General features: G+C 48.3%; 10 protein-coding genes. 2 read left to right on the plus strand and 8 right to left on the minus strand.

Translation table 11 applies throughout. The features are described from left to right. Positions 1-215: 215 nt before the first annotated feature. Positions 216-467, minus strand: a complete 252-nt coding sequence (locus K0B01_14385) for a hypothetical protein (protein MBW6487329.1) — start codon at positions 465-467, stop codon at positions 216-218. A gap of 108 nt (positions 468-575) precedes the next feature. On the opposite strand from K0B01_14385, the gene K0B01_14390 reads away from it, so the two are divergent. Next, complete coding sequence (locus K0B01_14390; GenBank protein MBW6487330.1) at positions 576-1,631, plus strand: transposase; 1,056 nt, start codon at positions 576-578, stop codon at positions 1,629-1,631. Positions 1,632-2,021: 390 nt separating this feature from the next. Here K0B01_14390 and K0B01_14395 read toward each other — a convergent pair whose 3' ends face one another. The 7 genes from K0B01_14395 to K0B01_14425 all read right to left on the minus strand — a co-directional run bounded on the left by K0B01_14395 (position 2,022) and on the right by K0B01_14425 (position 5,671). Beyond that, complete coding sequence (locus tag K0B01_14395) at positions 2,022-2,228, minus strand: GNAT family N-acetyltransferase (protein MBW6487331.1); 207 nt, start codon at positions 2,226-2,228, stop codon at positions 2,022-2,024. 12 nt (positions 2,229-2,240) lie between these two features. Then, positions 2,241-2,468: a hypothetical protein gene (locus tag K0B01_14400; protein ID MBW6487332.1), complete on the minus strand. Its 228-nt coding sequence runs from the start codon at positions 2,466-2,468 to the stop codon at positions 2,241-2,243. Positions 2,469-2,500: 32 nt separating this feature from the next. Next, positions 2,501-2,785: a DUF2442 domain-containing protein gene (locus K0B01_14405; protein MBW6487333.1), complete on the minus strand. Its 285-nt coding sequence runs from the start codon at positions 2,783-2,785 to the stop codon at positions 2,501-2,503. 12 nt (positions 2,786-2,797) lie between these two features. After that, complete coding sequence (locus K0B01_14410; GenBank protein MBW6487334.1) at positions 2,798-3,067, minus strand: DUF4160 domain-containing protein; 270 nt, start codon at positions 3,065-3,067, stop codon at positions 2,798-2,800. A gap of 90 nt (positions 3,068-3,157) precedes the next feature. Next, positions 3,158-3,625, minus strand: coding sequence for an SHOCT domain-containing protein (locus K0B01_14415; GenBank protein MBW6487335.1), 468 nt, complete (start codon positions 3,623-3,625; stop codon positions 3,158-3,160). A gap of 223 nt (positions 3,626-3,848) precedes the next feature. Then, positions 3,849-4,736, minus strand: a complete 888-nt coding sequence (locus K0B01_14420; GenBank protein MBW6487336.1) for an IS66 family transposase — start codon at positions 4,734-4,736, stop codon at positions 3,849-3,851. After that, a complete protein-coding gene (locus K0B01_14425; protein ID MBW6487337.1) occupies positions 4,721-5,671 on the minus strand; it encodes a hypothetical protein in 951 nt (316 codons plus the stop codon). The genes K0B01_14420 and K0B01_14425 overlap by 16 nt, the downstream gene beginning before the upstream one ends. A gap of 421 nt (positions 5,672-6,092) precedes the next feature. Between K0B01_14425 and K0B01_14430 the strand changes: the two genes are divergently transcribed. Beyond that, the coding region (locus K0B01_14430) for a hypothetical protein (GenBank protein MBW6487338.1) at positions 6,093-6,330 on the plus strand (238 nt) is incomplete at its 3' end.

A 6,330-nucleotide genomic window follows, 5' to 3' on the forward strand; every position in this document is an offset into this window, starting at 1 on the left:
AATTGCAAAACTCTCACATTCTGTCATTCCCGCAATGATTTTAAGCGGGAATCTGGTTCTAACTGCTTGAAAAACCGTATTCCCGATAGAAGCATTCGGGAATGACAAATAGTTTTGCAATTGGCTCATAAAGAAGAAGAATTATGTGTGCCAATCATTTAAATAAAATACCGTCCAGTGGAATCCATTTTCAAACCGCCAGTTTTAGGGCAATATCAGGTCGCCACTGACATTTCTCGAAACTCCTCTATCGCGTCGTAGTCAGGCTTTGCCATACACAACAATCCAAGGAACGTCTTCAGAATATCGCCATGGGAAATCCTGGGTTCCAGGCACCCCGGCAGAACAATGGAATCTGCTCTTTGCGCAAGTTCCGTCCGGTTGATCAGAGCCCCTATCAAGGCCAGCCCGGAATGGCTGGTCAAATTTTCGTCTCCCTCTTTGATGATAAATTCCACTGGTACCATCTTCACCTCCCGGGTGCTGTTTTCAGGGAGAATAATTATCACAAATATACAATAATGTCAAGTAATTATATCAATTTTAAGCAGGTTTCATGCCACTAATTCAGGTACATGACAACTTTTGCAGGCAGTCTGCCGGCGGCTCACAAAAAGGTTATCGAGGATATCATCAGGTGTCGCACCGAGCTTTGCGGCAGCAATGTTTTCATCTGTCAAGAATGTCATCGAGAAACCACCGTTTTTCGCTCCTGCGGAAATCGTCATTGTCCCGTCTGCCAGAATCACAAAACCCGGCAATGGCTGGAAAAACAGATGGAACGACAACTTCCCGGACATCACTTCATGATAACCTTCACAGTTCCCGAACAACTGCGCCGTTTTATCAGGAGTCACCAGAAGATCGCCTATGCGGCCCTGTTTGCGGCATCGTCAACTACACTGAAAAAGCTTGTCGCCGATGACAAATTGGTGGGCGGCGATTGCCCCGGCTTTTTCGGGGTTCTGCACACCTGGGGCAGACAACTGGAATATCACCCTCACATTCATTACATTGTCCCCGGCGGTGCGCTGAAGCGGGAAACCGGCTTCTGGCATTCTTCGCGGGTCGATTTCTTCCTGCCGGTCAGGGCGCTTTCCGGGATATTTCGCGCCAAATTCCGGGACGAGATGAAAAAGGACGGGCTTCTTGACCAGATCCAGCCGGACGTCTGGCAAATTGCCTGGAATGTCAATTCCCAAGCCGTCGGCAGCAGCGAGGGAAGCCTGAAGTATCTGGCCCCTTATGTCTTCAAGGTCGCCATTTCGGACAGTCGGATTGTCGGCGTCCACCAGCGCCAGGTTACATTCCGTTACAAAAAACAGCGAAGTGCCCGTTTTCGCACGATGTCGCTCGACGCCATGGAATTCATCCGCCGTTATCTTCAGCACGTATTACCCCATGGATTCATGAAAATCCGCTATTATGGGTTCCTTGGCTCGGGCTCATCGATAACATACGATGATGTCAGGGACGCGATAGAGCTGTCCCTGGAATGCTTCGCGGAAAGGCATCCGACTGCGAAGAAAGAGAAAAAACCAGCGCCGTACTGTCCCCATTGCCAGGGTACATTGATTTTTCATTACGCTGTCGAAGCGGAAGCCTTCGTTGCCTTGATGAAACCGGGGTAGATGATCAGCGTGCGTAAACTGAAAAACCGTTACTCTTTTTTGTCTTTTTTAAGCCGTTTACAAACGGGCAGGGATTGCTGTTTTCGGAATTTAGTGATTGGCAAAGTAAATGTCGCCCAAATGGAAATAGCTGGTTAAAACCAAAGCAAATGAACAACGAAGCACCGGAAGAAGGAGGTTTTTTGTCAAAGAACGGATTCTTTTCCAGAGAAATCAATGGAAATTTTATACCAGTTAACTTCCCGCCTGCCTGCGTAATCTAATCTTTACCCTATATAATATGATCGGGCTTGTTGAACAATGGATTGAGTTCGACCCGCAATCACGTCCGTGCCATCAATTTAACTTCCTTCGCGGGTCGACTCAATCCTTATAGGTTATGCCTTTTGTTCATTTCAATGCTTCTCGGCTGTAATGAATAACACCTTCAACTTCTCTATTGAATGCCATACCTGCATGTTCAGCGATCCGAGCTGACGCTATGTTGTCAACCTTTACTTCTGCTCGGATTGGTTCGGAAATTTCCTGGGCTAATAAAGCAACCACCCGTTTTGCCACTCCGCGCCCTCTCGCGTTTGGGGCTACAGTCCAGGACAATTCCCATACACCTTACGACAAATCTGCTCGAACAGTGCCAACAGGAGCACCATCTTCTTCAGCGACAAGTAATCTTCGATTGGCGTTACCTAATGTCTTTGTCAGCCAAGCAATGTGTTCTTCCGTCACCACTTCAGATGTACTGTGACTGGCCTTCCTTGTCTCTGGATCATTGCGCCAATCCAAGAGCATATCTGCATCTTGAATAGTGGCCGGCCTTAGTGTGATTGTTTCATTCATGCAGTTTCCTTTTTGAGGCATAACGGCCAAGCTCACAGACGGCGATGAAGCGTAGCGGAATTGCCGTCCGGTGAAGCTTCTTGTTGGGCGTGCTGTAAATCCCATATGATCGTATCTAAACTGAAATCCTGTTCATGCGGCCACATGATGCCGGAATGCGCTGGTCTGACCATACGAAAATAAGATTCATCAGCAAGCTCTTTGAATGCACTCCCTTTCATGTATGGCTTGACATCAAATATTCCTGAAATACCGCTGCTGGTTACAATATGAATGCGGCAGTTTTCAAGAGGAGTAGCTTTGATAATGGTTTCCATAGTTTTCTCCTGTCACTTTAATGGATCGATTTTGAATACTGGTTCGCCTGCCACCGCCAGTTTCCAATCTGCAAGCAAATCTTCCCTGTGGATTTCTATCCATGCCTGCACGAGCTTGAGCTTTGCGAGCGGCAGGCTGCCATCAAGAACATCGCCAGTTTCTATGTCCATGATTGCATTGTATTCTCCATATTCAGCGTGAATATGCGGTCGACTATGCTTTTTGTTATCGTAAAAGTACATTAATATCAGAATACCGTAAAACATTGAAATTGTTGGCATGGAGTATCCTTTCTTTCATATTTGCCCCCAGAGCCAAGCGGCTGCGTGTAACATGTCCAATGTATGCCGCTTGAAACAGGTCTTTAGGCATCATCCGAGTAACTTTTTTTTTGCCGTCTGGAATTCTTCTTTTGATAACGCGCCCTGTTCATTCAGTTTTGCCAGACGCTGAAGCTCGTCTGAAAGACTTATTGGTGGAGCAATGACCTGTGGTGGCTGCCTGAAGCTATCTTCATGTCTTATTTCCCTGTTTTTCCCGATTGCTCCACAATTGGGGCATTTATACTTACCCCAGAACAGTGCAATGAAAATCAACCCCGGTATGATAAAGAATAACAATCCTAATAGTATAATGAATTGTGGGGCAGAATAGTTGCTTAGCCAAGTCTTCATCTTGCCCTCATAACCGCACACTAAGCAATGGCGACCGGAGGGACCATAATCTACGCCCTTAATTTCATTTACTGGTCGAACGCTTCCGGGAGATTTGTATTCTTTATAGGCATAGTACGCAATTGGCAGTCCAATTACAAGAATTAATGCCACAAGGCTTTCCATTTAGTTTTGCTCCTTTCTTTAGCCCAACGTTTGAACTCACGGGTTTTTACGTAACCGTCCGATGAACCCGTCTTGCGAAGTATTTGCAGTCGCGGTAGAAGACAGCCGCCAGTAATGGACAACTCCAGTGACGGCATGATCTTTGACAGTCTGTATAGGGGAAATGGTTTTAAAAAGCAAGGTGCAGTGGGGCGAGGAACGCTATAGGCGCATCTCCGGTATTTTACGTAAGCAGCAGGCCGCGCTTATCCTTGGGAAGAGGTTTCCAGACATCGGGCAGCAACTCCCGCAGACGACTGACCGGATGGCTCATAATCCTCCGCAGCATGTCGTCAAAATACTCCCAGGGGTTGATATCGAGGTCTTTGCAGGATTTAACGAGGCTCATAAATAATGCCGCCGCCCTGCCGCCCCGTTCACTGCCGACGAAAAGCCAGTTCTTGCGACCCAGGGCTACTGGACGCATCGCGTTTTCTGCCGTATTGTTGTCCGGCCTCAGACGTCCGTCTTCGATGTAGCGGCATAACGCCTCACTCTGGTTCAGTGCGTAGTCGATTGCCTTGTGAAGAGGCTCCGACGGGATTGCCTGAGACTTCAGCTCCTGGATATTCTCAAATATCCCGGCAAGCAGCGGCGCCGCATGCATCTGGCGAAATTTGCACCGGGCTTCAGGAGTCATATCCGCGCAGGGGGTCTCCACCTCGTGATAAAGACGGGCGATGCGGGAAAGGATATCGGTCGCTTCTTTCGGACGCGAAGAAGCCGCTTCATCGAATTTACGCCGTGCATGAGCCCAGCAGCCCACCTCGATGATGCCCTCTCTTTTGAAGAGTTCATCATAGCCGCTGTAGGCGTCGGCATGGATATACCCTTGATATCCCTCAAGATACTCAAGAGGACGTTTTTTACTGCGATCAATTGAGAAAACATAGACCACAAGCGGCGGCCCGCTTCCTCCCCGCACATAGGCCCAAAGCCTCGCTTTCTTGAGCTTCCCGTTTCCCTTGACTTGCAGGGGGACGGGGGTATCGTCGGTAAACAGGACGTCGCTTTCAAAAATGGCCCGCCGGAAGGCAGCCTCCAGCGGCCTGATGCTCAGGCAATCAACGATGCCCGGTCAATATTTTTCTCAATTGCACTTAGCCTGTTGACAACGTCATTGTTTGTTCCAGCGCCGTCCAATCTATGCTTCAAAGTCTGGACCCCCAGCGAGGCATTGGTGAGGGGATTATTAATTTCATGCGCGATGCCGGCTGCCAACCGTCCCAAAGAAGACAGCTTTTCGGCCTGGACGAGAAGTCGCGCCTGCTGCTCGATCTTCCTTCTTGTTTCGATATCAAAGATGTTCAGGGCCTGACAAATGAAATAGGTTATAATAATAGCGGCCCCGCCACGCAGAAGCTCGATGGGGACCGGGACAAGCGGCATCGTATAAAGGGAAGAAAAGGCTCCGCCAACAAACGCGTAAAAAAGAAACGTTATGCCCGTATAATTCAGTCTCCGCGCCACCGGCAAACTCATGGCCCTTATCTGGCGCGAATAGGAAACCAGACCATAAGAAGTCAGCAAACTGCCTACAATGCCAAAGGCGTATCTTGCCCCTATCTCCGCACGTTTCAGAAACTGCATGCTTGCGGGCGGCAAGTCATTCCGGAGCAGGTAAAAAAGCCATATCAAGAAAAGGCACGCCGCTATTATCGTCTTGTAACGCCAGGGCCATTTTTCGTGAACGACGCTAATCAGCGACAACCCAAAATATATGAGAAATATGAAAGAAAGGATAAGCAGACAAACGGATACCGCTTCTGCCGTAAAAATCTGCTGATAGGAAAGATTCTTCCCCTCAATCCAGGTGCCAAGTACCAGCCATTCGTGGGCGCCGTGTAAAAATCCAAATGATGAAAGCAACCACAGACTTTCTCCCAGCTTCAGTTTGCTTTCCTTCATATCCTTGGCGGCTATTGACACCCCCAGGAAGAGGAAAGAAGTGCCGTATAAGAGATAAAGAAAGTGAATCGGGTTTATGTTGTCAAAGAGTTTGAACATAATTAATTAATTCCCCTGGCGACTGTCCTGATCAGAAATATGAAACCTCCATGACGGCCCGCCGTCATAAAGGGGGATGAAAATTACTGGGCGACCCCACCCTAAACCAAGCCCCGTCAAGGGAGGTGGGATTTAGATATAATTATTTTCAATATGTCGATGGCTCATTTTTCGGTGGAGATCACGCCCATCCAAGTTATTGGGGAGCGTAGAAATTCGGAGACCTGGGTGTTTTCGGGGACAGGGTGTTTCCGGCTGATAAGAACTTCCTTTTCCGCGGCGGGAGTATAGGGGGACTATTTTTGCTTGTCAAGGGGTATTTTGCATGGTACAGACTTCTATACTATCAGTATGTTATGATCTGCATGAAACTGACGGAAACATCTTGAGTTGCGGTACGCGATCTGTTATTTTCGCCTGTATGGAAAAGCAAGAAGACAAAGTCGGCGTTACTGCACATGCTCCCGTCTCGTTTCTGCGATGGCGCGAGGTGTTGGATTCGGAAATCGGCTATCCCTCCAAAAGAAATGGAATGGAACAGGACATCTTTGCCTGGCTGAAGTTTCTCAAGGCAAACAGTCGCCGGGCTTCCGTGGAGTCCGTTCTGGATTTTCTGCATCATATCGAAGGAGAGGGGCAAGAAACCGATTCGGTGCGCG

It is taken from the genome of Syntrophobacterales bacterium, assembly GCA_019429105.1.
Classification (GTDB): Bacteria; Desulfobacterota; Syntrophia; order Syntrophales; family UBA5619; genus DYTH01.